Origin of the sequence: Vibrio sp. 1180_3 (genome assembly GCF_029478545.1) — a bacterium.
Taxonomy (GTDB): Bacteria; Pseudomonadota; Gammaproteobacteria; order Enterobacterales; family Vibrionaceae; genus Vibrio; species Vibrio aestuarianus.
Genome location: NZ_SJFM01000080.1, coordinates 1 through 3,606, shown reverse-complemented (window position 1 = coordinate 3,606; position 3,606 = coordinate 1). Strand labels below are relative to the sequence as shown.

Sequence of the window (3,606 nt, the reverse complement as noted above, 5' to 3'; positions counted from 1 at the left end):
ATCACGCTCAATGTCGTGCATCTGTTCGAGTTGCAGTTTCTGTTGAGGAGTCAGTGTGATTTTCATGGTTTGTAGCATGATCCTGATTCTATTGAAAATCAAGCATCTTCAATGATCACGGGTATATCAACAACTGCAAAATCAGAATGTGGTTTCTAATGCTGGAAAAATGTTGATTGGTTCAAGCCGAGTACGCATTACCCCAACCGGTGAATTCAGCCAAGTAAGCGAAATGGAGAACTTAATTATCAATTCGCCAAACGGTAACGCATTGGTTTATTTAGGCGATATCGCCACTGTTTACAAAACAACTACGGAAGAACCGAAAAATATTTACCACGATAAAGGCCAACGTGCACTTTCCATTGGCGTATCATTCAACTCTGGCGTCAACGTTGTCGATGTCTCAAACGCGATCACACAAGAAATGGAACATTTGTTAGCAAAACGTCCCATTGGCATGGAAATCAATACCGTCTATAACCAAGGCGCCATCGTAGAAAAAACGGTTAACGGATTTTTGCTAAACCTTGCAGAATCAATCGCCATTGTGATTGTGGTTCTGTTAATTTTTATGGGCCTAAAAGCTGGCGTATTGATGGGTGGTGTTCTACTTATCACCATATTAGGTACATTTATCGTGATGAATGTATTGGGAATTCAATTACAAAGCATCTCGCTTGGTGCATTGATCATCGCACTAGGTATGCTGGTTGATAACGCGATAGTGGTGACAGAAGGGATCATCATTGGTATCAAGCGTGGCCATAGCCGCCTACATGCTGCAAAAACCATCGTGACACAAACACAATGGCCACTTTTTGGTGCCACCGTCATTGGTATCCTTGCCTTTGCTCCAATAGGTTTGTCTCCTGATGATACGGGTGAGTTTTGTGGCTCGCTGTTTAAAGTTTTGCTGATTTCGTTATCGATCAGTTGGTTTACAGCAATGACTATCACCCCCCTTCTTCTGCCACCTGCTATTTAAAGACGGTGAAGCGTTAGCAGCAGCAGAAGATACTTACCAAGGTTTTATTTTCAATGCTTATCGCAGTCTGTTGAACGTAGCGATGCGATTTAGAAAAAGTACCATGTTACTGGTATTAAGTTTTTTGATTGCTGCAATTGTTGGAATGGGGTTCGTTAAACAAGTGTTTTTCCCACCATCCAATACACCCATTTTCATGATCGATGTTTGGCTTGAAGAAGGCAGCGACATTCGTTTTACCGATGAATTCATTCGTCGCATTGAGAACGACATTGTTGGTCAAGATATCAAAGAAAACATAGGGTTAAAGAATATTACGACCGTTATAGGACAAGGAGCTCAGCGATTTATTCTGCCTTACCAACCAGAGAAAGGTTACAGCTCATACGGACAAATGATCATCGAAATGGCTAGCCTCGATCAAATGAATGCGTACCTACCGACAATCAGTCGTTATTTGCGTAGCAAATACCCCGAAGCAGAATACAAAGTTAAATTGATTGAAAATGGTCCATCCCCAGCCGCTAAAATTGAAGCTAGATTTTACGGCGAAGATCCGGTGGTGTTGCGTAAATTAGCAGCACAAGCCGAAGACATTTTTAATGCCGAGCCAAGCGCAGAAAATATCCGTCATAACTGGCGTAATCAAACCTTAATCGTACGACCACAGTTTAATCTTGCTCAAGCAAGAGAAGCCGGTATTAGTAAGCAAAGCTTAGATTCTGCGCTATTGATGAATTTTAATGGGCAAACGATTGGTACATATCGTGAACAATCTGACTTGATGAAATAAGCTTTCGCGTGAATACCATCCACTGCCTATATATTTTTTGTATATTTTTGGTATTCACGCTTTTTCTTTAGCCCGCATTATTAAATAAACCTATCAATATTTACTTCTTTAAATATCCACCAATTCGACCGATAAAGACATTGATCCCAGCTTGTGAGAAATAAACTCGCTACGAGTTCGAGACTTTCTTGATTTCGATCTATTTTAAAATCAGAATTTTTAAAATTTACGTTATTTTGTTTAAAAACGGGTTAGTTATGCCTTCTGCTACTTGCTAATTTACCCCCATTGAATTTGAGCAACTTTTGTTTAAAAGGAATTTTAGACAAATTGCAGAATAACGACTGGCGAATGCCATAGGAGAAACAATGTCTAATATGTTCTATATACCTGCTATCAATTTAATGGGGCCAGGTTGTTTGACCGACGCTGTAACCGCTATCACTTCACATGGTTATAGCAAAGCCTTAATCGTGACTGACCAAGTATTAAACAAAATTGGTGTCGTTGAAAAAGTAACAGCTTTGCTGCAGGCTTCTAGCATTGACTTTGTCGTTTTTGACGAAACCAAACCGAACCCAACCGTGAACAATGTTAAATCTGGTTTGGCGGCTTTAATAGAAGCAAAATGTGACTGTGTGATTTCATTGGGTGGCGGTTCACCACATGATTGCGCCAAAGGAATTGCCTTACTCGCAGCAAATGGTGGTGAAATAGAAGATTATGAAGGCGTCGATCGTTCAGTTAAACCACAACTTCCTCTAATTTCAATAAACACCACCGCAGGTACAGCATCTGAAATGACCCGTTTTTGCATCATTACTGATGAAGAACGTCAAATTAAGATGGCGATCGTAGATAAACATGTTACGCCAATGATGTCAGTTAACGACCCTGAATTAATGCTTGCGAAACCGGCATCGTTAACCGCAGCAACGGGAATGGATGCGCTAACTCATGCCATTGAAGCCTATGTCTCAGTTGCCGCTACCCCCATTACCGATGCCGTTGCCTTAAAAGCTATTGAGATGATCGAAGCTAATTTGCGCCAAGCGGTAAATCATGGTGATGATATTACCGCTCGTGATAACATGGCTTACGCACAATTTATGGCAGGCATGGCATTTAACAACGCATCTCTTGGTTACGTACACGCCATTGCTCACCAGCTAGGTGGTTATTACGATTTACCTCACGGCGTATGTAATGCAATTCTTTTACCACATGTGCAAGTGTACAATAGCAGTGTTGCATCACACCGATTAGCTGACGTAGCAAAGGCACTGGGAGTTAATACGCTTGGCCTGTCACAAGATGAAGCTGCATCTGCGGCCATTAAGGCTATTCGTCAGCTTGCGGCGGATGTTGCCATCCCATCGGGTCTAGCACAATTAGGAGTCAAAGAAGAAGATTTTGCCATCCTTGCAGATAATGCGCTCAAAGATGCGTGTGGGTTTACCAATCCCAAACAAGCCACACATGAAGAAATCATTGCGATTCTTGCTGCCGCTATGTAATCCAAATTGAGCAACCGCGTTTGCTAAAGACTCGTTAACTTCAGTTAGCGAAAGTAATGTGTATTGGCCTATTTATCTTTGGCTGTAGATAGGCTTTTCTATTTAATACTTCAGTTAATGCGCACATAAAGAGGTATTAATTATTCGTTAATTTCATTACTAACTGCCAAGATCACTGTTCTATTGTAAGCGCGTCATAAACACCGCATTCTAATCAACTTCAGCACGCTATACGATCAAACCTCCAACCTCAAGGAGATTTGAAATGGTAAAACGACGCACCAACCAAGAATGGCAAACCTTGTTCG

Annotated in this window: 3 protein-coding genes; all 3 read left to right on the top strand. The window is 41.3% G+C overall.

Annotated features, from left to right (window positions below; all coding sequences use genetic code 11):
• The first annotated feature begins 169 nt into the window (after positions 1–169).
• The 3 genes from EYW48_RS20600 to yiaY all read left to right on the top strand — a co-directional run bounded on the left by EYW48_RS20600 (position 170) and on the right by yiaY (position 3,298).
• Positions 170–988, top strand: a complete 819-nt coding sequence (locus EYW48_RS20600) for an efflux RND transporter permease subunit (protein ID WP_277432986.1) — start codon at positions 170–172, stop codon at positions 986–988.
• A gap of 103 nt (positions 989–1,091) precedes the next feature.
• Positions 1,092–1,781, top strand: coding sequence for a hypothetical protein (locus EYW48_RS20595; protein WP_277432985.1), 690 nt, complete (start codon positions 1,092–1,094; stop codon positions 1,779–1,781).
• Between the two features lie 368 nt (positions 1,782–2,149).
• Complete coding sequence (gene yiaY, locus EYW48_RS20590) at positions 2,150–3,298, top strand: L-threonine dehydrogenase (RefSeq protein ID WP_277432984.1); 1,149 nt, start codon at positions 2,150–2,152, stop codon at positions 3,296–3,298.
• The last annotated feature ends 308 nt before the right edge of the window (positions 3,299–3,606 follow it).